Source organism: Candidatus Symbiopectobacterium sp. NZEC135, from assembly GCF_025962695.1.
The window spans coordinates 1-783 of the sequence record NZ_JAGFPF010001002.1 but is presented as its reverse complement, the minus strand read 5'-3'; the positions used below and the strand labels follow the sequence as shown (position 1 = coordinate 783).

The 783-nt window shown below is 53.8% G+C and carries 2 protein-coding genes; one reads left to right on the top strand and one right to left on the bottom strand.

Annotation, left to right across the window (positions count from 1 at the left end; translation table 11 throughout):
• On the top strand, window positions 1–320 hold a 320-nt coding region (locus tag J5224_RS32040), incomplete at its 5' end, for a Grx4 family monothiol glutaredoxin (protein ID WP_264628995.1).
• 96 nt (window positions 321–416) lie between these two features.
• On the opposite strand, the gene J5224_RS32035 is transcribed toward J5224_RS32040, so the two are convergent.
• On the bottom strand, window positions 417–783 hold a 367-nt coding region (locus J5224_RS32035; protein ID WP_264628994.1), incomplete at its 5' end, for an exonuclease domain-containing protein.

Here is a 783-nt window from a genome sequence, read left to right as displayed (position 1 = left end):
TTACACAAAACGCGATTCTGCTGTACATGAAGGTTTCCCCGAAGTTGCCGAGTTGCGGTTTCTCCGCGCAGGCCGTGCAAGCGCTGTCGGCCTGTGGTGAACGCTTCGCCTATGTAGACATTTTGCAAAACCCGGATATTCGTGCTGAGCTGCCAAAATATGCCAACTGGCCGACCTTTCCCCAACTGTGGATTGACGGCGAACTGATTGGCGGATGCGATATCATCATTGAAATGTATCAACGTGGTGAATTGCAGCCGTTGATCAAAGAAACCGCAGACAAATACCGTGAGCCGCAGGACGGCGACAGCGCGCAGTAAATCGTGCCTGTTGGCGGTATACTGCCGCTATCTGATGCAGAAGAGGGGACCCGCATAAGGGTCCCTTTAATGTTGGTATGAACCCGATGGGGGAACTCAGACCGTTTGGTCTTCCACGGGCAATGGCCAACCGCCCAGCCGCTTCCAACGATTAACCAGTTCGCAAAATAGCGCCGTGGTTTGCTGCGTGTCATAAAGCGCTGAGTGAGCCTGCGCGGAGTCGAAGGCGATGCCAGCAGTCATGCAGGCCTTTGCCAATACGGTTTGTCCCAGTACCAATCCGCTCAGCGCGGCGGTGTCAAACGTGGCAAACGGGTGGAACGGGTTGCGTTTGAGCCCGCAACGTTCCGCTGCTGCCATCAAAAAGCTGTGATCAAAATTGGCGTTGTGAGCGACGATAATCCCGCGATTGCAGCCCCTGTCTTTAATACCTTTACGCACCATTTTGAATATCTCATGCATG